The organism is Paraperlucidibaca baekdonensis (genome assembly GCF_003387535.1).
In the GTDB taxonomy this organism is placed as follows: Bacteria; Pseudomonadota; Gammaproteobacteria; order Pseudomonadales; family Moraxellaceae; genus Perlucidibaca; species Perlucidibaca baekdonensis.
The window spans coordinates 373629-394356 of sequence record NZ_QUNR01000002.1; the positions used below are offsets into that span (position 1 = coordinate 373629).

The following is a 20728-nucleotide window of genomic DNA, read 5'->3' on the forward strand; positions in this document are numbered from 1 at the left end:
AGAGGCGGTGACTACTACGTGGGCGTGCGATTCACTACACGCTAGTTATTGCGGAGAACATGATATGAAACTATTGCACACCATGCTGCGCGTCGGCGACTTGGATAAATCCATCGCGTTTTATACCGATGTGCTGGGCATGCAGCTGATTCGTCGCCAAGACTACGAAGGCGGGCGCTTCACCTTAGCCTTTTTAGGTTTTGGCGATGGCGGCGCTGAGCTTGAGCTCACCCACAACTGGGACACCAGCCACTATGAACTGGGCACTGGTTACGGTCATGTGGCGCTCGCTGTGCCCGATGCTTACGCCGCCTGCGAGGCAGTAAGCGCCAAAGGCGGCAAAGTCACACGACCTGCTGGCCCAATGATGCATGGAACAACCGTGATCGCTTTTGTCGAAGACCCCGATGGCTACAAAATCGAGCTCATTGAGGTCAAACTCAGTTCATAAAGCTGTCGCGAATTAGGCCAACAAACACGCCTTCAATCACGACTTTATCGGGCGTGATGAGTTGCGGCTCAAAGGTGGTGTTGGCCGGCACCAGCTTGATCATTTTCTTTTCATAATCGAGGTACTTCACAGTGACCTCGTTATCGATGCGGGCAATGACAATTTGCCCAGCCCGCGCGATGTGGGTTTTGTAGACTGCGATCAAATCGCCATCGAGAATGCCGGCATCTTTCATGGACTCGCCGCGCACGCGCAGCAAATACGTTGGTCGCTTGCTAAATAAGCCGCGCGGTACCGGCAGGCTGTTGTCGTGATTTTCCACGGCCTCGAGCGGCAGACCAGCGGCCACGGAGCCAATAATCGGCAGCAAATCGCTGTCTTCATCGGGATCAATAAGCAGCTGAATGCCGCGCGACAGTTCGGCGTGAATACGGATATAGCCTTTATTTTCGAGTGCGCGCAGGTGATCGGCAGCCGCGGTTTTTGAGCGAAAGCCAAACTTCAGCGCCACTTCCGCGCGTGTCGGCGCCATGCCATTGCGGTCTAAGCAGTCGCGAATAAAGTCTAAAATCTCGGCTTGACGCGTGGTCAGTGCGTGCATGATGTCTACCCCAATGAGTGATTGACAAACCATACACCGAGACTGTCATTATGTACAGTAGTTGTGTGACGAGCGGTGAATCAGGCTAGACTGCCGCCATTCGACCCATCAGCAGATGAGATTTACGCGATGACCTTTCTTGTTATTTCACTTGTCGTGCTGGCGTTTATTGTCGGCAATATTATGTGGCTGCGCCCCAGCCCGCATGATCGCGCCTTGATTAAGCTGCGCGCCGATGCCAAAGCCGCTGGTTTTACTGTGCACCTTCGCCCAGCACCGGAGTGGCTCAATATCCCAGAAGGTCAGCGAATGGTTGCTCAGTATCAATGGACGCAGCCTCTAGCTAAGTCATTGATTGGCAAATGGCGCTGGCACGCGGGCTTAGGCAATTGGCAGCCGGTCAATAATAGCGAGGCCTGGCTCACTGAAATACCCTGGCCTACACCCGCGCCGGCTGGCTGGTTAGGCATTGAAGTGCTGAGTAATGCCACCATTGTTTATTGGCGCGAGTCGACGCGCGCGGACGCGATAGACACCATGCGCCGTGTTTTAGCCGCTGCTGGCGCTTGACCCGTTTGCGCAAGCCCTTGAAGATAGCCGGCTTATTGGGTCGGTCGCGCGCGGCCCCATCATTTTTTGAGGAAACCTCCCACTATGGGTAGATCGCTGGTCATCGTTGAGTCTCCTGCAAAAGCTAAGACCATCAATAAGTACCTTGGCAATGATTTCATTGTGAAGTCGAGCGTAGGTCATGTGCGCGATTTGCCCGTGAGCGGTGGCGGCAGCACGCCGGCTGAGCGCGCCAAGGCGGCGGCAGAGACGCGTAAACTGACGCCCGAGCAAAAGGCCGCGCAAAAAGAGTCGAAGCAACGTGCCGCCTTGGTTGGGCGCATGGGCGTGGACCCTGAAAAGCAGTGGGTCGCCAAATACGAGATTTTGCCTGGCAAAGAAAAGGTGGTTAGCGAGCTGCAAGCGCTCGCGAAAAATGCCGACACCATCTATCTCGCGACCGACTTGGATCGCGAGGGAGAGGCCATCGCCTGGCATTTACGCGAAGTCATTGGTGGCGATGACAGCCGCTATAAGCGCGTGGTGTTTAACGAGATTACTAAGTCGGCCATCACCGAGGCGTTTAAGGCGCCCGGCGAGCTTAATATTGCACGTGTTAACGCCCAGCAAGCGCGGCGTTTTCTCGATCGCGTGGTGGGCTTTATGGTCTCGCCGCTATTGTGGGAGAAAATTGCTCGCGGCTTATCAGCCGGGCGTGTGCAGTCGGTGGCTCTGCGTTTGGTGGTCGAGCGCGAGCGTGAAATCCGCGCCTTTGTGCCGGAAGAGTTTTGGGAGATCCACGCCGATACCCTCACACCTAGCGATGTGGCGCTGCGCCTAGAGGTCACGCGGCACGCCGGTGAGGCCTTCAAGCCCACCAATAAAGCGCAGACCGATGCTGCTTTGGCGGTATTGCAACAAGCCGTCTATAAAGTCGCCAAACGCGACGATAAACCCACGCGCAGCAAGCCATCAGCACCGTTTATTACCTCGACCTTGCAGCAGGCGGCGAGTACGCGTCTCGGCTTCTCGGTGAAGAAAACCATGACCTTGGCGCAGCGTTTATATGAAGCTGGCCATATTACCTATATGCGTACCGACTCGACCAATTTAAGCCAAGACGCTGTGGCCAGTGCGCGCGCGTTTATTGTGGCGAATTATGGCGAGCGCTATGTGCCGGAAAATCCCATTCGCTACAGCAGTAAAGATGGTGCGCAAGAGGCTCACGAAGCCATTCGGCCATCCGATGCGAATGCGAAACCGGGCACGTTGGCGGGCTTAGAGAAAGATGCCGAGCGCCTTTATGACTTAATTTGGCGGCAATTTCTCGCCTGCCAAATGACCGAAGCCGAATACACCAGCACCAGCTTGGCCGTGGCCGCCGCCGATTTTGAGCTGCGTACCCGTGGCCGTATTTTGCGCTTCGATGGCTTTACCCGTGTGATGAGCGCGCTCAGCAAAGATAAAGAAGACGTGGTGTTGCCCGATGTTGCTGTCGGCGAAACCTTGAGCTTAAGCGCGCTCGATCCCACTCAGCACTTCACCAAGCCGATCGCGCGCTTTACTGAGGCGAGCCTCGTGCGCGAGTTGGAAAAACGCGGTATTGGCCGACCATCGACCTATGCGGCGATCATCTCGACCATCCAAGACCGTGGCTATGTGCGCTTGGAAAGCCGCCGCTTATACGCGGAGAAAATGGGCGACATCGTCACCGATCGTCTCACCGAAAACTTCACTGCGCTGATGGACTACGCCTTCACCGCTGACCTCGAAGCGCAGCTCGACCAAGTCGCTGAGGGCAGCGAAAATTGGACGCGCGTGCTCGATCGTTTTTACGCCGACTTCAAGGCCAAACTCGCCGCCGCACAGGCCGCCGATGGCATGCGTCCAAACCAGCCGGTAGCGACTGATATTCCCTGCACCGAATGCGCGCGCCCGATGCAAATTCGCACCGCCTCCACCGGCGTATTTTTGGGTTGCTCCGGCTATGCCTTGCCACCGAAAGAGCGCTGCAAACACACAGTTAATCTGACGCGCGGTGATGAAGCCGTTGATCTTGATGGTGCCGATGACGCCGAAACTAATCAGCTGCGCGCTAAACATCGTTGCCCAATTTGCGCCACGGCCATGGAAAGCTATCTGATTGATGCCGATCGCAAGCTGCATGTGTGCGGCAATAACCCCGATTGCGCCGGCTTTGAAGTCGAGCAAGGCCAGTTTCGCATTAAAGGCTATGATGGCCCGGTCATTGAGTGCGATAAATGTGGCGACAGCATGCAGCTGAAAACCGGCCGATTTGGTAAGTATTTCGCCTGCAATAGCAGTGCCTGCACGAACACGCGCAAGCTTTTGCGCAGTGGCGAGGCGGCGCCGCCGAAAGCCGATCCCATCAGCATGCCCATGCTCGCGTGCAGCAAAGTCGATGACCACTTTTTATTGCGCGATGGTGCCAGTGGCTTATTTTTGGCGGCCAGCAAGTTTCCGAAAAATCGCGAAACGCGCGCGCCAACTGTCGCTGAGTTGCAGTTAGTCGGCGATAAACTCGACCCCAAACACGTGTATTTGCTCGATGCCCCCGCGCACGATGGCGAGGGCCGGCCGGCGATTTTGCGCTATAGCCGCAAAACCAAAGAGCAGTATGTGATGACCGAGGAAGAGGGTAAGGCCACCGGCTGGCAAGCATTTTTTGACAATGGCACATGGCGCGTGACCGAGCCGGCTAAGAAAGCTGAAACTGCCGCGAAAAAAGCGCCAGCGGCGAAGAAGGCGCCGGCGAAAAAAGCCACGGCCAAGAAAGCAGTGACCAAAAAAGTATGAGCAAGCACCGTAACCCGTATCCGTCGCGCACCAACCAAAAGCTTTATTTCGCGCGCCTGCAGCTCGATCTTATAAGCAGCGCGCTGGCCTCGCCCGATGACTTCGATAGCGAGCCGCGCGCCTTGGGTGCGCGCGAAGCCGCCATTTGGCATTTACACGCCGGCCTTGGTGCGCTGTTTCAAGAGCTTTCAAAATTCTATAAAGTGCAGCCCGCGGTGCGCTCGGCCAAAGCCTTGCAAGAGGCCATGGCGCTGCGCCAGCAACGCTCGCCCGAGGCGGAGATTATCTTGGGTCTAGGTGAAGATCCGTTTAGCTGGGTGAGTCGTTTAAAAGCGCTCATTGCCGCCTGCTACGAGCCCGTTGAGCTGCCCGAGATGCAGTTCGATGACGAATCACCCGCGCGCATCGCCATTCCGTTGGTGATGACCGAGCAGGATCAGCCCCTGTCGACAATTGACCTTGATGGCTTGCAGGAAATCCATCGCGAATTAACCGCGATCATTCGCTATTTTCGCGCCGAGCTGGTCGAATTTTAATGCCGCTAGTCACGGCGTGTTGAGGACATCATGAGCGACTTTGCTTACCTAGAATTATTGGAAAATGAACACGGTGAAATGCAGCTGCGGCGCAGCGGCGAGGGCGTGTCATCGGAGCCCTTGGTGAGTGTGAAATTTTCCGACGAGGCGCGCGCCATGCTCGGCGATCGTGCCCAAGAAATTGCCCGCGCCATGATCGGTGCCGGCGTGCAGCTCGCTAGCCATCACATGGCCAATCCCGATGGCCACGATGACGACCACAGCACCTTGCACTGAGCACACGCTCAGCCCCGCGCGTCTGGCTCAATGGCTGGGTGGCGAAGCTGCCATACCATCGGGCCAATGGCTGCTTGTGGGTATCAGCAGTCAGCAGCTATGGCAGCTCAGCGGCGCGAATGTCTTAAGCCATTACGTCATCTCCACTGCAACAAATGGCCCAGGCGAGCGCAGTGGCAGCGAATGCACACCGCGCGGCTGGCATCGCGTGCGGGCTCGGATTGGCGAAGGTCTCGCACGCGGTGCCGTGCTGCGTGGTCGGCGCCCCACGGGTGAGGTTTGGAGCCCGGAGCTGCACGCGCAATTTCCGAACCGTGATTGGGTTCTCAGCCGTATTCTCTGGCTCTGTGGCAATGAAACGGGGCGTAATCGCGGCGGCGATGTCGACAGCCAGCGTCGCTACATTTATTTTCATGGCACGCCCGACAGCGAGCCTATGGGTACGCCGCGCTCGCATGGCTGCATCCGCATGCGCAATGCCGACATCGTGGCCTTGTTTGAGCGCACAGCGGTTGGCACGCCGGTGTTCATCAGTGAGATGGCCTAATGATCGGCAATAGTTTTTCGGTCGATGACACGGGCTGGAGCGTGCTGGAGGTCGGTGAGCTTGATCGTGCTTCGCTATCGCTTCGCGTGCAGGGCTATCAGATCACTAATCGACACGGTGAGGCGGTTGGCGAGCTGTGCGCCGATCGTGAGATGGCCTTGGCTCAAGCGCGTGACTTGGCGCAGGGCATGGCGCCTTAGTGGTGTTGTGACGCGTATTTTTGCCGCCAAGAGGGGCTAGAACGGGTGCCCGTGCTCAGAAAAGCGCCAGTCAGTGTATCGGACTGCAATTTCCTTTTGACAGCGCCCTGAGAATCCCTATAATGCGCTCCACACGATGTGTGATGGGTGTTTAGCTCAGCTGGGAGAGCAGCTCCCTTACAAGGAGCGGGTCGGCGGTTCGATCCCGTCAACACCCACCAATTGCACAGTGTAACCAACGCGCAGCGGTAGTTCAGTTGGTTAGAATACCGGCCTGTCACGCCGGGGGTCGCGGGTTCGAGTCCCGTCCGCTGCGCCATATGACATAAAAACGCCTCAGCTTATGCTGGGGCGTTTTTTTTCGTCTGATGAAACTGCGCTCGAAAAAAAGCCCGCACAAGGCGGGCTAAGGCAACACATTCAGCGAAACGCGGGTGCAGGGGCCGTGCGGCCCCCGCGGTCTTACTTCTTCACATCAAAGCGATCTAATGTCATGACTTTGTGCCACGCTTTAACAAAGTCTGCGACAAACTTGCCTTGGCCATCATTGCTGGCATAGACCTCAGACACCGCGCGCAGCTCGGAGCTTGAGCCAAAGGCTAAGTCCACGGGTGTGGCCGACCATTTGTACTGGCCAGTGGCGCGGTCGCGACCTTCGTAGATGCCCTCGGACTTGGCCGATGGCGTCCATTTCGTCGACATATCGAGCAAGTTCACAAAGAAGTCATTACTCAGTGTGCCCGGACGGCTGGTGAAGACGCCTTCGCGAGCGCCACCCACGTTGGCATCAAGGGCGCGCAGACCGCCAACTAATACCGTCATTTCGGGCACGGTGAGGCTCAGCAAGTTCGCGCGATCGACGAGTGCGTCGGTGGGCTTATAGAAGCTCTCGGCGCTGTAGTAGTTGCGGAAGCCATCGGCTTTTGGTTCGAGCACCTCATAGCCGGCGACATCGGTTTGCGCTTGTGTGGCATCAACACGGCCTGGCGTAAAGGGCACCGACACCGTAAAGCCTGCTTTCAGTGCGGCTTGTTCGATGGCCGCGTTACCGCCGAGCACAATGACATCGGCCATGGAGACTTTTTTACCGCCGCCGAGTGACTTATTGAAGCTTTCTTGAACCGTGGTGAGCTTGGCTAATACGTCGCTGAGCTCAGCAGGGTTGTTGATCGCCCAATCTTTCGCTGGCGCTAAACGCAGGCGCGCGCCATTGGCACCACCACGTTTGTCGGTGTCGCGATAGCTCGCTGCCGATGCCCACGCAGTACGCACGAGTGCTGGGCCGGGAATGCCGGCATCAAGAATCTTGGCCTTTAGGGCTTTCACATCACCACTGCTAATGGTTTTGTAGTCTGCCTTGGGCAATGGGTCCTGCCAGATCAGTGTGTCTTGTGGCGCGTCGGTGCTGACGATGTAGCGTGCTTGTGGGCCCATGTCGCGGTGAGTCAGCTTGAACCAGGCTTTGGCAAAAGCCAGCTCAAAGGCCTTCGGGTCTTTATGAAAGCGCTGAGTGATTTCACGATAAATCGGGTCTTCTTTCAGCGACAAATCCGTGGTGAACATGATCGGCGCATGACGCTTACCGGCTATGTGGGCGTCTGGCACGAGGTTGGCAGCCTGACCATTGGCGGGAATCCATTGTGTGGCGCCGGCAGGGCTCTTGGTTTTTACCCATTCAAACCCGTAGAGGTTGTCGAGGTATTGCATGGTCCATTGTGTTGGGCTCACCGACCAAGCACCCTCCAAACCACTGGTGATGGTGTCTTCGGCATTGCCTTTGCCGCATTTATTTTTCCAGCCAAAACCTTGCTCTTCAAGGCCAGCGGCAGCGGGCTCGGCACCTAAGCACTCTTCGGGTTTGTGCGCACCGTGCGCTTTACCGAAGGTGTGGCCACCCGCGATCAAGGCGGCGGTTTCTTCATCGTTCATGGCCATGCGACCAAATGTCTCGCGGATATCCTGAGCGGCGGCGAGGGGGTCGTGATTGCCATTAGGGCCTTCGGGATTGACGTAGATCAAGCCCATTTGCACAGCGGCCAGGGGTTTTTCGAGTTTGCGATCGCCACTGTAGCGGCTGTCGTCGAGGAATTTATTTTCGGGACCCCAATAGATCATGTCGGGTTCCCAATCGTCTGTACGACCGCCGGCGAAACCAAAGGTTTTGAAGCCCATGGATTCGAGCGAGACGTTGCCGGTGAGCACCATCAGATCAGCCCACGATAAGCTCGCGCCGTATTTTTGTTTGATTGGCCAGAGTAGACGGCGGGCTTTATCGAGGTTGGCGTTATCGGGCCAGCTATTGAGCGGCTCGAAGCGCTGTTGGCCGCCACCGGCGCCACCACGACCATCGCTAACACGATAGGTGCCGGCACTGTGCCAGGCCATACGAATGAAAAATGGGCCGTAGTTGCCATAGTCGGCTGGCCACCAAGGTTGCGAGGTGGTCAACACCTTTTCGATGTCGGCTTTCACGGCATTGAGATCGAGTTTGGCGAAGGCTTCCGCGTAGTCAAAGTTGGCGCCATAGGGGTTGGAGGCCACGTCGTGCTGGCGTAGTGCCGAGAGGTCGATGACTTCAGGCCAGTAGAACTGATGGCCGCGCATTTCCGGGGCCGCGACAGCGGAGCTTGAAAGCATGGGCATGGCCGCCAATGCGATGGCGACAGCGAGCGATTTCATGGATGAGTTGGCAAAAGGTTTGCGCATTTTTATTCTCCGAATACGATAATGGCATAGCGAGTATTGAGTGCTCTGTGGAGCCAAATCAATACTCAACTCGGTCATAGTAGATAGACGGTTTATCTTTTAATAGTTTATTAAGTATTATTTTTCGATAGTTTTTTACAATGGCAAAATGGACTTTTGCTTGCCTCGGCGCAGCCAAGCGAATAGCCTGCAAGCCACTCAATACGCTAGAAAAATAACAACAGGAGTGCCTACACCATGGCCACCAAAACGACTCACACAGACATGCGCTGTCATGCCTTTTCCTCCGATGATGCCCTTGGCCTCGATGATGCCGTGGCCATGCGCGTGCGCTTGCAGCGCGGTGAAGTCTCGCCACTCGAGCTCACAGAGGCGGCCATTGCCCGTGCCGAACAGGTCAACGGTCAACTCAATGCCATCGTGTTGCCGACTTATGAAACCGCACGTCTTGGCGCGCAGCGCCAGCACGGCGGCGCATTTGCCGGTATCCCCACGTTTATCAAAGACAATACCGACTTGCAGGGCCTACCCACGCGCCACGGCTCATTGGCGGTGGGCTCCATACCGGCCAAGCACACCAGCGCCTTTGCCGAGCACTACTTAAGCACGGGCCTCAATGTGTTGGGCAAATCGAGCTTGCCAGAGTTTGGCTTCAATGCCTCCACTGAGTTCATGAGCCGCCCAGCTACGGTCAATCCGTGGCACACCGCGTATTCGGCGGGTGCGTCATCGGGCGGCTCGGCGGCACTGGTGGCCGCGGGTGTGGTGCCAATTGCCCATGCGAACGATGGCGGTGGCTCGATTCGCATTCCGGCGGCGGCCTGCGGGCTGATTGGCCTGAAACCCACACGCGGGCGTTTTATTGATGGTGAGTCGGCGGCGGCATTGCCGGTCAATATCATCGGTGAGGGCGTGGTGACGCGCAGCGTGCGTGATACGGCAGAGTTTTTCTACGCCATGGAGCAGCATTATCGTGGCAAAAAAATGCGCCCAGTGGGGCAGGTCAGCGGCCCCGATGACAAACGCCAGCGCATTGGTCTCGTGCTCGATTCCATCACTGGCCAGGCCACCGATGCCGCCACGCGCGAAACCGTTGAGGCCACCGCGCGGCTGCTCGAGAGCCTTGGCCATCGTGTCGATGTCATTGAGCTGCCAATTCGCGACAGCTTTGCCGATGACTTCAGTCAGTACTGGGGCCTGTTGTCGTTTTTGCTGAGCACTTTTGGCACCAAGCTCATGGGCCCGGATTTCGATAAATCACTGACCGACAATCTGAGTAAAGGGCTGGCACAGTTTTATCGCGAGCATATCTGGCGCACGCCGATGATGCTCTGGGGTATGAAACGTGTGGCGGCGGATTACGCGAAAATATTCCGTGGCTGCGATGTGGTGCTGTCGCCGGTGCTCGCGCACACCACGCCTAAGCTTGGGCATTTATCGCCGACCCAATCATTTGAGTCGCTGTTTGAGCGCCTACGTGACTACGTCAGTTTCACGCCACTCAACAATGCCGCCGGCACGCCGGCGCTATCGATGCCCATGGGCCGTACGCCAGAGGGCTTGCCGATTGCCGTGCAGCTCTCCGGTGCTAGGGGCGAGGAGCGCCGCTTGCTGGCGCTGGCGTTTGAGCTGGAGGCGGCGCAGCCGTTCCACCACCTAGGGCTTTATACCGGGTGATGGTCGCGGCTTTAGCGATACAGCAGCGGCTGCGCCTTGCCCCAAAACACGCGATACGAATACGCGGTGTAGAGCAAGATCACCGGCAGCACCACCATCACGCCCATCAGCACCACACGTAGGGCCTCGGGGTCGGCAGCGGCCTCGGCAATGGTCATCTGATCAATGATGATGTAGGGAAACAGGCTGTAGGCCAAGCCGCCCGAGGCGATGCAAAATAGCGTCACCACGCCGGCAAATGGCACCCAGCTGTAGCGCTCGTTATCGTTGCCGATGAGGCTGGCGAGCACACGATCGAGCATTAGCACCAGCGCGGTGGTAATCACCGGCACGGGCAGCAAATAATACAAGTTCGGCAGGCTAAACCAGCGTTCGGCCATACGCGCGCTGACCAGCGGGGTGGCTAATGAAATGGCGGCGATGCCGGCGGCGGTGAGCCACAGCGCGCCGCGCGCCCAATGCACCGCGCGCTGACGCAAGAGACCCTCGGTTTTCAAAATCAGCCAGCAGGCGCCAAGCAGCGCGTAGCCAGCAATAAAGCACAAACCGATGAACGCCGCGAAGCCGTAGGCCATCCACGAGTTGGCGAAATTGGTGAGGAAGTGGCCGAGCATATAGCCCTGCGACAAGCAGGCCATCAGTGAGCCAAAGTAAAACGCGAAATTCCATAATGGCTGATGGTTAGCGCGCGCTTTGACGCGGAAATCGAAGGCCACGCCACGCAAAATCAGGCCGAGTAGCAGCACCAACACCGGTACATAGAGCGCGCCCAAAATGATGCCATGCGCGACCGGGAAGGCCACCAGCAGCAAACCAACACCGAGCACCAGCCAGGTCTCGTTAGCGTCCCAAAATGGGCCAATGCTGGCGATCATCATGTGTTTATCGTCGATAGTCGCGCGCCGCAGCAGCACGCCCACGCCCAGATCGAGGCCATCGAGCAGACCATAAAGCAGCAGCGTAAAGCCCATTAGGCCGGCAAAAATCAGCGGCAAATAGGCATCGGGAATCCAAGGCAACATATCAATGACCTCCGAGGGCGTCATGATCGATGCTGTGCGGGGCTTTTTGCGCAAGGTAGAACACCACCGACACATAGGCCACCAGCAAGAACGCGTACATCAATACATACATAGTTAATGAGCCGAAAATGGTGGCAGCAGGCACGGCGCCGATGGCGTCTTTGGTCAGCAAGACGTTGGTGACTAGCCAGGGCTGGCGGCCGATTTCGGTGACATACCAACCCGCGAGTGTCGCCACCCAGCCGGAGAAGGTCATCGCGACCAACCCGCGCAATGGCCAGCGTGGGAGATTATTGCCGCGCCGCCAAAGCAGGAAGGCAAAGCCCCAGGCCACGGCAAGCATCAGCATGCCCATGCCGACCATCACACGGAATGACCAAAATACGGGCGCCACCGGTGCGTGGCCTTGCGGAAATTCATCGAGGCCGGGCAGTTCGCCATGCAGCGAGTGCGTCAAAATTAAGCTGGCGCCGTAAGGCACGCCGATGGCGTAATCGTTGCGTTTTTCTTGCGCATTGGGTAGGGCAAAGAGCAGCAGCGGCACCGAGGCTTCGCGCGTCCATACGCCTTCAATGGCGGCGACTTTGGCAGGCTGATGCGCCAGCGTATTGAGGCCGTGGGCATCGCCGAGCATGATTTGCGCGGGAATCAGCGCCGCCGCTAAAAACACGCCAGTACGCAGGGCTTTGCGAACTTCATCGGTTTGGTCGCCGCGCAGCCAACGGTAGGCGGAAATGCCGGCCACCAAAAATGCTGCAGTGAGACCACTGGCGAGCAACATATGTGCTAGTCGATAGGGCATGGATGGGTTAAAAATCACCGCCATCCAGCTGGTCACATGGGCTTTGCCGTCGATCATTTCAAAGCCGGCCGGCGTTTGCATCCACGAGTTTAGTGCCAGAATCCAAAACGCCGACATGCTGGTGCCAAAGGCCACCAAGAAGCAGGCCAGGGTGTGCACGGTTTCGGAGACGCGGCCGCGACCAAAGAGCATGATGCCGAGAAAGGTGGCTTCCAAAAAGAACGCGGTCATCACTTCGTAGGCCAATAGCGGCCCGGCAATATTGCCGACGGTGTTCATATAGCCCGGCCAGTTGGTGCCAAACTGGAAGGACATGGTGATGCCGGTGACCACGCCAACTGCGAAGGTGAGCGCGAATATTTTTAGCCAGAACTGATAGACGCGCAGCCAGGCAGCATCGCCGGTGAGGTGATAGCGGACTTTGAAAAACACCATCAGCCAAGCTAAGCCCATGCTGATGGTCGGGAAAAGAATATGAAAGCTGATGTTGGCGGCGAATTGGATGCGCGAGAGCATCACGGCGTCGAGTAGGGCGGGATCGGTCATGCGTCATGCCTCAATATAACAATTTATATAATACTAAACTATAAATTAGGTAACTGTGCAGGTTTTCAGTAGCAAAATGTCAGCGCCGCGGACTATACGCCGTCTGTGGCCAGTCGGGGGTGACTGTCCACTGAGTCTGGTACAAACGCTCGCCACGCAGGCGCGGATGATCATGTTCTGCACTATTTTTGCTGGCGATGGCGCTGTAGGCGTTGCTGGTTTGCGCCGCGCTGATGCGCCATTGGCCGCGCAGAGCATCTGGGTTGCCGTGCGCCGGATCAGCGGCATGCCATTGTGCATCGGCGGCGTGAAAGAGCCGACCTTTGAGCCAGCAGGCCCGCGCGATGGGCGCATCGGCCAGCGGCAGCTCGCCGAGCTCGTTGAGCCGCTGCGCAATGGCCGCACGCGCCACGGGCTGTTGGCTCAACGCTAGCTGATGCCGGCACAGATGATCGCGCTTGATATCGAGCCGATCGTGCAGGCCAGGGCCCAGCCATTGCTGGTTGGGATGCGGCTCGGGGCGACCCAAATAAAACTTCACGGCAAGCTCTAGATGCAGCAGCGTGCCATCGGCCTTTGAGCGCACCAAATAGTCCATTTCGCCAAGTGTGACGCCCTGATCGCGCACCGGGATATTGGCGGCCACTGAGGCGTAGCGCGGGTTGTCGGGGTGCGCCAGCCAAAAGCCCAAGAGCCGCTCAACATAGACGCCGAGGCGGAAGTCACGGCTGTTTTCACTGTGCGCGATGAGCGCTGCGGGATCGGCATCGAGGGCGTGCAGCAACGGCGTGGTGTCGTGCAGCAGCTCGCTAAAAAATGCGGAAGATGGCCAATGCACATCGCGAAAAGCGCTCAGATCTTTTGTGCTAGCGGTAGGTGATGCGCCAGTCTCGCCAGCAATGGATGGCGTCAGCAAGGGCGGCGTGCCGATTAGCCAAGCCAGGTCGCGCACGGCCGGCGTGCGAAACGCTAGCCAGGGTTCATGCTGAGGCTTCACGCGCGCATCAGCGGCGGCGCAGAGGCGTCAAGGCGCTGCTGCCAAAGTCGCTCGGCCATCAGCATGGCGGCCTCTGGGTTCGGGCTTAAGCCGAGCGTCCGCAAGGTCAATGCCAGCGTGCCAATTACTGCCATTTCGCCGTACTCGTGGGCCTGCTCGCCGCGCCAGACACGCATCAAGAGTTGGTCGTCGAAACTTTCCTCGGGCGCATGGCGTTGGGTAAATATCATCGGCCAGTCTTCATCGACCGGCTCGCCGTTGACCACGCGCTTGGCCAGACAGCTGCCATCGGGATTGCGCTCAATTTCGCCGCCATCGCCCTTAATCACGCAGCTATTGGCGTAACCGAGTAGCAGCGCCGCGCGTTGGTGCGACTCGCGGTAGGCCGGATGAAAGATGGCCTGCATGACCGCCGGCGCATCGGTTGGGTTCAGCAGTCGCGTCAGCGTGTGCACCGGCGAGCGCAGGCCGAGTAGGCCGCGCAGGCTGATCATGTCATCGAGCACTGGCGTGAGTACGCTCAGCGGCAGGTAGGCAAAATTAGTCTCGCCAATGGCCATTTGCGCCTCCGCCCAGCTTGCGCAAACCGGCAGGCCGACGCTCGGCAGCACGGCTTCGGTGTAGAGACGATTGCTGGTGTGGCCGCTGGCGCCATGCATAAAGATGCGCACGCCGCGCTGGCAGAGCAGCTTCACGGCCAGCAAAAACCACGGATAATGTTTGCGCTTGCCGGCATAGGATGACCAATCCAAATCGGCCTTAAGCGCCGGCAGGCCAGCGGCGTTTAAGTCGCTATCGCGCTGATGTGCAATCGCCGTTTTCGCCGCCATGACAAAACCGGCGAGCTCCTCAGGGCTCTCTTCCTTCACGCGCAAGAGCATCAGAAACGCGCCAATCTGCACCGGCTCAACTTCGCCCGCGATGATCATCGCCATGGCATCGCGGGCCTCATCGAGACTGAGTGAGCGACTCGAGGTTTTGCCCTTGCCCAAGATACGCACGTATTGGGCGAATGGATGTTCGGCTATAAGATATTGATTTCGCATAATTAAAAGCAGTTCGGTGGTTTTGGTAGGCCGGCGCAAATGGCCACCCAGCGCATGGGCGTGTCGGGAAACAGCCGCATCAGTGCGAGGCTATTGGCCACGCTTGGCACCTCGGTGCTTAAGTATTTAACAAATACGCGCGTGGTCGGCATGCGTTGATAGCGCTGATAAAAGTCGCGGGCGGCGTTGAGTACGGCGAGATGCTCTGCGCTCAAGGCCGCCAGCGCCGGAATGCACGCGGCAATGGCCTCGCCCAAGGCCGGCGTCCAGTCACTGGGCTGGCGTAAAAAACCCTCGCCATCGAATTGTTCGGCGCTTGCTAGGGCTAAGTCGAGCGCCTGTATTTGCCAAAATGCACTCATGACCAGCTCAGGCTGCGCCGGTGTGTGGCGAGTAACTCTAGCCATTGATGATGCGTGATGCAGGCGATGTGCTCGGGCCAGTGCGCAGTCAGACCGCGGCTTTGTACGCTATCGCTGAGCGCAAAGCACGGCGAGGGTAGGGTCGCTGAGTGCATGGCCAACAGCACACACGGTCCGGCGAGCAAGAGCGCATCACCATCAGCCCAGCAGCGACTTAGGGCCTCGGGTAGCTCGGCGCTAAACACCACATGCAAGGTACTCATAGGCGAATCACTTGGTCATGAGCGGCAATTAAGGCGGCGATGGCATCGGCATGTAAGGCCTCAAATCCAGTATCAGCCAGTCCGAAGCGCTGGGCATCGGCGTGATCGACGTAAATGGCGTCGATATCAAATAGCGGCAATGCGTCGAGCTGCGCGCCAAGGCTGCGGCGGCTCAGTAGCGCGCCATCTTGTTCAGGCATCAGTTGCAATAAGCCATGGCCTTGAAAAAGAACGCTGACTTGCGCGCCAAAACTGGCAGCGACTAGCAGGGCATCGAGCAAGGTTTGAGCGTGCTGATTGGCGTAGGGGTCGCTGGCGGCGATGTATAACAGGCGCATCAGAGTGCTCCTGGGAAGGTCACAAGCTGCTGGCTAGCAAGCTGTGCTTCGGCGAGCTGGCCAAGCCCACTAATGATAAACCCCTCAGCGACACTGCTGTGCGGCTGTTCCCAGCTGGCAGCGTTCGCATCATCGAGCACGCCGTAATGCAACGCCGCCGAGACACAAAGCACGAGCTCAAGATCATGGCTTTTATGCAGCGCTTGCCAACGCTGGCAGAGGCTTGGAAAGTCGCGCCCTGGTGTGCTTAGACCTTGGCCATGGAGAACGCCGGCATCGGCAAAAAACACGCGCACTATATCATGGCCGCCGCGCAGGGCAGCCTCAGCAAAACCGCAGGCGTGATGGGCGGTTTCGCTATCGGGAGCGGCAGTAATGAGTAAGCTTAGGCGCATCGGGCTCGCATCGCATCATTTTGCAGAGTGCTAGCATACCCGATTGGCACGCCGGCGTGATCGATTGTGCAAATAGCTCGCGGGCTGGCTTTACAAGTGGCGGGCGCTATCGCTAAATCATCGGCTAGCAGCCAGACTCAGGAGCGCGCATGAGCGCGATTTAACCTGCACGAGGCATTGAGGAAGTTATGGAAACTGTGTGGATGAGCGCGCTGGCATCGGCGTTGTTGGTGAGTGTGCTGTGGTGGTTGCTAGGCCGTGGCCATCGGAGCGAATGGGCGGTGCAAAAAGCCTATGCGGCGCAGCGCGAGCAGGAATTACAGGCACGGCTTGAGGCCAGTGATGCGGCGCATGCGGCGTTACTGGCGGCTGAAACAGCCCAACACACACAACTGATGACGCTGCGCGAACAAGTCGCCACGCTCACGCAAACGCTGAGCTCTGAGCGCCAGGCGCAGGCGCAGCAACTGAGTGTTGAGCGCGAAAGCAAGGCGCAGCAGCTCGCTAACGAGCGCGAGGCGCGAGCTGCAGAAGTGGCCGCCGAGCGCCGCCAAAGCCAAGAGCGTTTGAATGCTGAGCGTCAAGCCAGTCAGGAAAAATTAGCGCTGCTGGAAGAAGCTAAAGTGTCATTACGACAGCAGTTTGAGTTGTTGGCGCAGCAAATCTTGGAAGAGAAATCCAAGCGCTTTAGTGAGCAAAACCAGCAGACTTTGGGGCAACTATTAGAGCCGCTGAAAACGCGCATCAGTGAGTTTCAAGCGCGCGTTGATGCCGTGCATGGCGAAGACATTAAGCAGCGCTCCGAGCTCACGGAGAAAGTCGGCAGCCTCATGCAACTCAATCAAGAGCTCAGCCAGCGCGCCAATGAGCTGACTAATGCGCTGACTAGCCAAAACAAAGCTCAAGGCAATTGGGGCGAGATGGTGCTTGAGCAAGTGCTGCAAAGTTCGGGCCTGAGCAAGGGCCAGCAGTACGAGGTGCAGATCAGTCACACCCGCGAGGATGGCACCCGTGCGCAGCCCGATGTCATCATTAACTTGCCTGATAACAAGCACTTAATCATCGATGCGAAAATGTCGTTAAACGCTTATATGGACTACGCCAACGCCAGCGATGACGCCACGCGTGCGGCGGCCTTGAAGCGTCATTTGGACTCGATTCGGTCGCACATTAAGGGGCTTTCTGAGCGCAATTATCAGGATATTTTCCCCAATAGTTCGCCGGATTTTGTGCTGATGTTTGTCCCCGTGGAGCCGGCATTTTTACTCGCCACCACCAGTGATGCGCAGCTCTGGCAAGATGCATGGGCGCGCAATATCTTGCTGGTCAGCCCAAATACCTTGCTGTTTGTTATGCGCATGGTCGCGCATGTGTGGCAGCAGGAAAACCAGACGCGCAATGCCCAAGAAATTGCCAATCGTGGCCGTGAGCTGTATGACAAATTCGTCGGCTTTAGCGAGAATTTGGCAAAAGTCGGTGAGCGCATCACGCAAGCACAAACGGCTTACGACTCGGCGTTTAAGCAGCTGAAAAGCGGCAGTGGCAATCTCGTTGGCCAGGCTGAGAAGCTCCGTAAGCTCGGCATCACTACGCCGAAAAAACGCCTCAGCCAAGCGCTTCTCGATGACGCCGATATTGACGATGCCGATCGCGACAGTGAGCCACTGACATGACCGCCTTAGCGCGCACGCCGCTGCTGGTGTTTATGCTCGGCAGTCTCACGGCTTTCGCGCCAATGTCCATCGACATGTACCTACCAGCGCTGCCCGAATTGCAGCGCGCACTGCTCACTGATCCGGCGCATTTGCAGCTCACGCTGGCGTCATTTTTCGCCGCCTTTGCCATTGGCCAGTTGTTTTATGGCCCGCTGGCTGATCGCTTTGGCCGTAAGCCACCGCTGTATTTTGGCATCGGGCTGTTTGCCATCACCTCGTTGGCCTGTATGTGGGTGAGTACGGTGGAAACGCTGATTGCGCTGCGTTTTGTGCAGGCACTCGGCGCTTGCGCGGGGGTGGTGATTGCCCGCGCGGTAGTGCGTGATAGTTTCGATGGTGCTGAGGCCTCACGCATGTATGCCGCCATGATGTTGGTTATGGGCGTGGCGCCGATGGTCGCGCCCATGCTCGGTGGCCAGCTTTTGGTCTGGTTCGGCTGGCATAGCATCTTTGGCATGCTTGCGCTGTACGGCAGCTTGGTGCTCTGGCTGCTGCATAACAAACTGCCCGAAACGCTGGCTGTGGCCGATCGCCAACCGCTGCGTTTAGGCCACAGCTTGAAGGCCTATGGGTCATTGCTGAAGTCGCATCAATTCCGCGGTTTTGCGCTCACCAGCAGCGTTAGCATGGCCGGTTTGTATGCGTTTATTGCCGCCTCGCCATTTGTATTTATGGTTTATTTTGGCCTCGATGCGCAGCAGTATGGCTTCCTCTTCGGCGCCAATGCGTTCTGTCTTATCATGGCTACACAGGTCAATAGCCGCATCCTCGATCGCTGGACGCCGCGCACGGTGTTGCAGCGCAGTCTCATCCTGCAAATGATCGCGGGCAGTTGTTTTGGCCTGCTGGCGATGACTGGCTGGGGCGGCTTTTGGGCGCTGATTGCGCCATTAGTCATTTACACCGCGTGCTTGGGTTTTGTGCTGCCCAATGCCACCATTTTGGCCTTGCAGCCGTTTAAGCAGCAGGCCGGCACCGCCTCAGCGCTGTACGGCACCATCGGTAGTGTCTCGGGGGCGATCGCCGCGAGTGTGGTGAGTGCGCTGCAGGGGCAAAATGCCGCCGTTCTCGGCGGCGTTATTGCGGTGTGTGGTATTGCCGCGTGTTTGCGCAGCCGGTTTTTACCGGACGGCCTCGAGCAGGCGACCCCGGTCGCCTAGTTCAGCAAAGCTTTCGGCGATGGCGCGGCTGGCCTCAATGGCGGCGCGCCAGGCCTTTAGGCGCTCGGCATCGCGGCCATGATAGGTCTTAAAATCTTCACGACTGGGAATAACCCCACCCGGCAGCGAGGCCACCAGCTCGGGCGACGGCGAGAGCAGCAGCAAGCGCTCGGCTTGCGTTGGCGTGCGTTTGGGTAAGCGTTTATCGAACCAGCCCGGCACCAAGCGCGATTCATAATGCGGGACGAATAAAATCGGTGAGGCTTCTGGGCGCGCTGGCTTTAAGGGCATATCCATGTGGTAGTCCACGATGCCGCCATCGATGTGCGCGCCCGGCGGTGCACCGGTGATGTCGCGCACCGCATGCATCAGCCACGGAATGGTGCCGCTGGCGAGTGTGGCCTCAGTCAAATTCTCTCGACTCAGCGCAATTTGATGCGTGGTGAAGGCATCGCTATCGAGCAGCGGCGAGGGCGCAGGGCCGCTATGAAATACGCAGCGCTCCATGTGTCGCGCCAAGCGCTCGCGGCCACGATAATTTGCCAGATACGCCTGTCCTAGGCCCAAAAGCTGCAACCAGGGCCGCCGGTGTGCACTCAAGCCTTTGCAGCGCGCCGTGATCAAGTGCAAGTGCAGCTTGGGGTGATCGATGAGCGTGCTCAGCTCATCGAAGCGCACTAACTCATTGACGATGTTGCGCACCTGCTCGGTGACTTCAGCGGCGCTGGGTTTGCTGGCGTAATGCTGGGCGCTATAGGCCGCTACAAGGCGATCGAGCGCCGCGGCTGGGTCTTGATGCGCGGCGGCGACCAAGCGAAAAGCACCGATCGATGAACCAAAGGCCGGCAACGGCGTCTGGCGTTGCGCCAGCCATGGGCCGAACACATAGTCATCGAGGTGTTTGAGAATGAGAAACTTCGGCCCACCCGCAGGCAGGCCGAGCGCGGCGACGCTATTGGCATCGAAGCCATGAGCCTCGATGTGCGCGCGCGCCAGCGTTCCGGCGCGCAGAATAAAGGGCAGCGATTTCATCGTGCTGCCGATAAGCGCGCCGCGAGGACTGGCACGCTTATGCCAACACCGCTAAGGCCGCTGCGTAGTTGGGTTCATCACCAATTTCAGCAACCAATTCGCTATGCAACACGGCATTATTTTCGTCGAGCACCACAACCGCGCGCGCCGCCAGACCTTTCAAGGGGCCATCGGCAATTAGCACGCCGTAGTCGGCGAGAAACTCAGCGCCACGCAGGGTCGACAAATTCACCACGGCATCGAGACCTTCAGCGCCGCAAAAGCGCGCTTGGGCAAAGGGCAGGTCGGCAGAAATACACAGCACCACCGTGTTGCTGAGTGCCGCGACCTTGGCGTTGAACTGACGCACTGAGATGGCGCAGGTGGGTGTATCTACGCTGGGGAAAATGTTGAGGACTTTGCGTTGGCCGGCAAAGTTCGCCAGCGTGACATCTGACAGGTCGCCTTTGACCAGTGAGAAAGCGGGTGCCGTTTGGCCGACGCTGGGTAAGTTGCCGCTGACCGCGACGGGGTTGCCATGCAGAGTGACCATTGCCATATCGAGTTCCTATAGTGAATATTTTGATTCACGAGTAAAACAGATGGCGCTGCGTTTGGGCAGTGGTCATTGCCGAGATTTAGGTTTTGTAGAGTGCCTCCGTGGCCTACTTTTTCTAAGAATGCGATTGTGATTTATTGATCTGGATTAGC

Annotated in this window: 21 protein-coding genes, 2 tRNA genes and 1 pseudogene; 12 read left to right on the forward strand and 12 right to left on the reverse strand. The window is 58.0% G+C overall.

Translation table 11 applies throughout. The features are described 5' to 3' along the window. Nucleotides 1-64 precede the first annotated feature (64 nt). Complete coding sequence (gene gloA / locus DFR26_RS05775; RefSeq protein ID WP_116208012.1) at nucleotides 65-451, forward strand: lactoylglutathione lyase; 387 nt, start codon at nucleotides 65-67, stop codon at nucleotides 449-451. Here gloA and lexA read toward each other — a convergent pair. After that, nucleotides 441-1052 (reverse strand): transcriptional repressor LexA, encoded by a 612-nt coding sequence (gene lexA / locus DFR26_RS05780; RefSeq protein WP_220375713.1) that lies wholly within the window; start codon nucleotides 1050-1052, stop codon nucleotides 441-443. The two genes, gloA and lexA, sit on opposite strands and share 11 nt — an antisense overlap. 129 nt (nucleotides 1053-1181) lie before the next feature. Here lexA and DFR26_RS05785 point away from each other — a divergent pair, with 129 nt between their 5' ends. From DFR26_RS05785 to DFR26_RS05820, 8 genes and pseudogenes are all read left to right on the forward strand, one after another. After that, nucleotides 1182-1622, forward strand: a complete 441-nt coding sequence (locus DFR26_RS05785) for a hypothetical protein (RefSeq protein ID WP_116208013.1) — start codon at nucleotides 1182-1184, stop codon at nucleotides 1620-1622. 90 nt (nucleotides 1623-1712) lie between these two features. Next, nucleotides 1713-4304: pseudogene (gene topA, locus DFR26_RS05790) on the forward strand (type I DNA topoisomerase); the annotation flags it as partial. A gap of 110 nt (nucleotides 4305-4414) precedes the next feature. Further along, nucleotides 4415-4954, forward strand: coding sequence for a DUF6586 family protein (locus DFR26_RS05795; protein ID WP_116208015.1), 540 nt, complete (start codon nucleotides 4415-4417; stop codon nucleotides 4952-4954). Between the two features lie 30 nt (nucleotides 4955-4984). Beyond that, nucleotides 4985-5230 carry a hypothetical protein gene (locus tag DFR26_RS05800; protein ID WP_116208016.1) on the forward strand — a complete coding sequence of 82 codons (246 nt, stop codon included), beginning with the start codon at nucleotides 4985-4987 and terminating at the stop codon, nucleotides 5228-5230. Continuing rightward, nucleotides 5205-5777: a L,D-transpeptidase gene (locus DFR26_RS05805; protein ID WP_116208166.1), complete on the forward strand. Its 573-nt coding sequence runs from the start codon at nucleotides 5205-5207 to the stop codon at nucleotides 5775-5777. The genes DFR26_RS05800 and DFR26_RS05805 overlap by 26 nt, the downstream gene beginning before the upstream one ends. Further along, complete coding sequence (locus DFR26_RS05810; protein WP_116208017.1) at nucleotides 5777-5977, forward strand: hypothetical protein; 201 nt, start codon at nucleotides 5777-5779, stop codon at nucleotides 5975-5977. Before DFR26_RS05805 ends, DFR26_RS05810 begins: the two co-directional genes overlap by 1 nt. 145 nt (nucleotides 5978-6122) lie before the next feature. Beyond that, nucleotides 6123-6198, forward strand: a tRNA-Val gene (locus DFR26_RS05815). A 21-nt stretch (nucleotides 6199-6219) separates the two neighbouring features. After that, nucleotides 6220-6296: transfer RNA gene (locus DFR26_RS05820), tRNA-Asp, on the forward strand. 143 nt (nucleotides 6297-6439) lie between these two features. Here DFR26_RS05820 and katG read toward each other — a convergent pair. Beyond that, entirely contained in the window at nucleotides 6440-8683 is a 2244-nt protein-coding gene (gene katG, locus DFR26_RS05825; protein ID WP_281269878.1) for a catalase/peroxidase HPI, read from the reverse strand. 237 nt (nucleotides 8684-8920) lie between these two features. On the opposite strand from katG, the gene DFR26_RS05830 reads away from it, so the two are divergent. Then, complete coding sequence (locus DFR26_RS05830) at nucleotides 8921-10360, forward strand: amidase (protein WP_116208018.1); 1440 nt, start codon at nucleotides 8921-8923, stop codon at nucleotides 10358-10360. An 11-nt stretch (nucleotides 10361-10371) separates the two neighbouring features. Here the strand turns inward: DFR26_RS05830 and DFR26_RS05835 are convergent, their stop codons facing one another. The 8 genes from DFR26_RS05835 to tusD all read right to left on the reverse strand — a co-directional run bounded on the left by DFR26_RS05835 (nucleotide 10372) and on the right by tusD (nucleotide 16131). Continuing rightward, nucleotides 10372-11382 carry a cytochrome d ubiquinol oxidase subunit II gene (locus tag DFR26_RS05835; protein WP_220375714.1) on the reverse strand — a complete coding sequence of 337 codons (1011 nt, stop codon included), beginning with the start codon at nucleotides 11380-11382 and terminating at the stop codon, nucleotides 10372-10374. Between the two features lies 1 nt (nucleotide 11383). Then, nucleotides 11384-12730: a cytochrome ubiquinol oxidase subunit I gene (locus tag DFR26_RS05840; protein ID WP_116208020.1), complete on the reverse strand. Its 1347-nt coding sequence runs from the start codon at nucleotides 12728-12730 to the stop codon at nucleotides 11384-11386. Nucleotides 12731-12809: 79 nt separating this feature from the next. Continuing rightward, on the reverse strand, nucleotides 12810-13727 hold the full coding sequence (locus DFR26_RS05845) for a DUF1853 family protein (protein WP_116208021.1): 918 nt from the start codon (nucleotides 13725-13727) through the stop codon (nucleotides 12810-12812). Continuing rightward, entirely contained in the window at nucleotides 13724-14773 is a 1050-nt protein-coding gene (locus DFR26_RS05850) for a glycosyl transferase family protein (protein ID WP_116208022.1), read from the reverse strand. The genes DFR26_RS05845 and DFR26_RS05850 overlap by 4 nt, the downstream gene beginning before the upstream one ends. Before the next feature lie 2 nt (nucleotides 14774-14775). Then, nucleotides 14776-15135, reverse strand: coding sequence for a TusE/DsrC/DsvC family sulfur relay protein (locus DFR26_RS05855; protein WP_116208023.1), 360 nt, complete (start codon nucleotides 15133-15135; stop codon nucleotides 14776-14778). Next, the gene (locus DFR26_RS05860) at nucleotides 15132-15398 is read right to left on the reverse strand and encodes a DsrH/TusB family sulfur metabolism protein (RefSeq protein ID WP_116208024.1); all 267 of its coding nucleotides are present in this window, start codon (nucleotides 15396-15398) and stop codon (nucleotides 15132-15134) included. Before DFR26_RS05860 ends, DFR26_RS05855 begins: the two co-directional genes overlap by 4 nt. Then, nucleotides 15395-15736, reverse strand: coding sequence for a DsrE family protein (locus tag DFR26_RS05865; protein WP_116208025.1), 342 nt, complete (start codon nucleotides 15734-15736; stop codon nucleotides 15395-15397). Before DFR26_RS05865 ends, DFR26_RS05860 begins: the two co-directional genes overlap by 4 nt. Further along, nucleotides 15736-16131, reverse strand: coding sequence for a sulfurtransferase complex subunit TusD (gene tusD, locus DFR26_RS05870; RefSeq protein WP_116208026.1), 396 nt, complete (start codon nucleotides 16129-16131; stop codon nucleotides 15736-15738). The genes DFR26_RS05865 and tusD overlap by 1 nt, the downstream gene beginning before the upstream one ends. A 188-nt stretch (nucleotides 16132-16319) precedes the next feature. Here tusD and DFR26_RS05875 point away from each other — a divergent pair, with 188 nt between their 5' ends. Further along, complete coding sequence (locus DFR26_RS05875) at nucleotides 16320-17804, forward strand: DNA recombination protein RmuC (protein WP_116208027.1); 1485 nt, start codon at nucleotides 16320-16322, stop codon at nucleotides 17802-17804. Beyond that, nucleotides 17801-19006 (forward strand): Bcr/CflA family multidrug efflux MFS transporter, encoded by a 1206-nt coding sequence (locus DFR26_RS05880; protein WP_116208028.1) that lies wholly within the window; start codon nucleotides 17801-17803, stop codon nucleotides 19004-19006. The genes DFR26_RS05875 and DFR26_RS05880 overlap by 4 nt, the downstream gene beginning before the upstream one ends. On the opposite strand, the gene DFR26_RS05885 is transcribed toward DFR26_RS05880, so the two are convergent. Both DFR26_RS05885 and tpx read right to left on the reverse strand, forming a co-directional pair. Continuing rightward, the gene (locus DFR26_RS05885; protein WP_116208029.1) at nucleotides 18968-20038 is read right to left on the reverse strand and encodes a patatin-like phospholipase domain-containing protein; all 1071 of its coding nucleotides are present in this window, start codon (nucleotides 20036-20038) and stop codon (nucleotides 18968-18970) included. The two genes, DFR26_RS05880 and DFR26_RS05885, sit on opposite strands and share 39 nt — an antisense overlap. Before the next feature lie 37 nt (nucleotides 20039-20075). Beyond that, nucleotides 20076-20576, reverse strand: a complete 501-nt coding sequence (gene tpx, locus DFR26_RS05890; RefSeq protein WP_116208030.1) for a thiol peroxidase — start codon at nucleotides 20574-20576, stop codon at nucleotides 20076-20078. Nucleotides 20577-20728 lie beyond the last annotated feature (152 nt).

Coding starts and splice junctions, on each gene's coding strand:
- gloA (WP_116208012.1), top strand. CDS start 65: ATGAAACTATTGCACACCATGCTGCGCGTCGGCGACTTGGATAAATCC.
- lexA (WP_220375713.1), bottom strand. CDS start 1,052: ATGCACGCACTGACCACGCGTCAAGCCGAGATTTTAGACTTTATTCGC.
- DFR26_RS05785 (WP_116208013.1), top strand. CDS start 1,182: ATGACCTTTCTTGTTATTTCACTTGTCGTGCTGGCGTTTATTGTCGGC.
- DFR26_RS05795 (WP_116208015.1), top strand. CDS start 4,415: ATGAGCAAGCACCGTAACCCGTATCCGTCGCGCACCAACCAAAAGCTT.
- DFR26_RS05800 (WP_116208016.1), top strand. CDS start 4,985: ATGAGCGACTTTGCTTACCTAGAATTATTGGAAAATGAACACGGTGAA.
- DFR26_RS05805 (WP_116208166.1), top strand. CDS start 5,205: ATGACGACCACAGCACCTTGCACTGAGCACACGCTCAGCCCCGCGCGT.
- DFR26_RS05810 (WP_116208017.1), top strand. CDS start 5,777: ATGATCGGCAATAGTTTTTCGGTCGATGACACGGGCTGGAGCGTGCTG.
- katG (WP_281269878.1), bottom strand. CDS start 8,683: ATGCGCAAACCTTTTGCCAACTCATCCATGAAATCGCTCGCTGTCGCC.
- DFR26_RS05830 (WP_116208018.1), top strand. CDS start 8,921: ATGGCCACCAAAACGACTCACACAGACATGCGCTGTCATGCCTTTTCC.
- DFR26_RS05835 (WP_220375714.1), bottom strand. CDS start 11,382: ATGTTGCCTTGGATTCCCGATGCCTATTTGCCGCTGATTTTTGCCGGC.
- DFR26_RS05840 (WP_116208020.1), bottom strand. CDS start 12,730: ATGACCGATCCCGCCCTACTCGACGCCGTGATGCTCTCGCGCATCCAA.
- DFR26_RS05850 (WP_116208022.1), bottom strand. CDS start 14,773: ATGCGAAATCAATATCTTATAGCCGAACATCCATTCGCCCAATACGTG.
- DFR26_RS05855 (WP_116208023.1), bottom strand. CDS start 15,135: ATGAGTGCATTTTGGCAAATACAGGCGCTCGACTTAGCCCTAGCAAGC.
- DFR26_RS05860 (WP_116208024.1), bottom strand. CDS start 15,398: ATGAGTACCTTGCATGTGGTGTTTAGCGCCGAGCTACCCGAGGCCCTA.
- DFR26_RS05865 (WP_116208025.1), bottom strand. CDS start 15,736: ATGCGCCTGTTATACATCGCCGCCAGCGACCCCTACGCCAATCAGCAC.
- tusD (WP_116208026.1), bottom strand. CDS start 16,131: ATGCGCCTAAGCTTACTCATTACTGCCGCTCCCGATAGCGAAACCGCC.
- DFR26_RS05875 (WP_116208027.1), top strand. CDS start 16,320: ATGGAAACTGTGTGGATGAGCGCGCTGGCATCGGCGTTGTTGGTGAGT.
- DFR26_RS05880 (WP_116208028.1), top strand. CDS start 17,801: ATGACCGCCTTAGCGCGCACGCCGCTGCTGGTGTTTATGCTCGGCAGT.
- DFR26_RS05885 (WP_116208029.1), bottom strand. CDS start 20,038: ATGAAATCGCTGCCCTTTATTCTGCGCGCCGGAACGCTGGCGCGCGCG.
- tpx (WP_116208030.1), bottom strand. CDS start 20,576: ATGGCAATGGTCACTCTGCATGGCAACCCCGTCGCGGTCAGCGGCAAC.